The sequence below is a fragment of the Oleiphilus sp. HI0066 genome (assembly GCF_001635725.1).
Window position 1 is genome coordinate 1 of sequence record NZ_LWFH01000120.1, and the last position, 654, is coordinate 654.

Sequence of the window (654 nt, forward strand, 5' to 3'; positions counted from 1 at the left end):
TTTGGCCATTAGATCTACCATAAAACCCGGTCGATAATCATTCGAGGCAGGGCTTGTCGGCATAACATTGGGATAAGGATTATATTTTTCTAGGCTCCAATTTTTTCCAGAACTAGCCAGCATGATTTCAGACAATACAGATGGATCTAGCCCATTGTTTGCGCCTAGATTTAATGCCTCAGATGTTCCGATCATGTGTATTGCTAGCAGCATGTTGTTACACATTTTGGCAACCTGCCCCGCACCTTCAGGACCTGCATGGAATATATTAGCCCCCATTGCGCCTAAGATAGGTTGCGCCTTTTCAAAGGCAACAGCATCCCCACCACACATAAACGTTAAACTACCCGCAGCTGCTGCGGCAACGCCTCCGGAGACTGGCGCATCAACCATATCGATACCGTTTTCACGACAAGCGTCGTGCACGCTTCTGGCTGTTGCGGCATCAATCGTTGAGGAATCAATAATCAGAGGCTTGTTGCTGAGCTGTTCGAGCAAACCCTGTTTGGCATTTGGCTCGCCTAAAAATAGAGAAGCCACATGCTTTCCAGCAGGGAGCATTGTAATAATGACGTCTGATGCTTTTACCGCATCCTCCAAAGACTGCGCTTTATGCGCGCCTTCTCTAACTAAGCTTTCAACGAGCTCAGGCAT

General features: G+C 47.6%; 1 protein-coding gene. It reads right to left on the bottom strand.

Features of this window, described 5'->3' with window-relative positions:
• Nucleotides 1-654 (bottom strand): NAD(P)-binding domain-containing protein (locus A3738_RS02200; protein WP_068763314.1); only part of this gene is annotated, 654 nt, incomplete at both ends.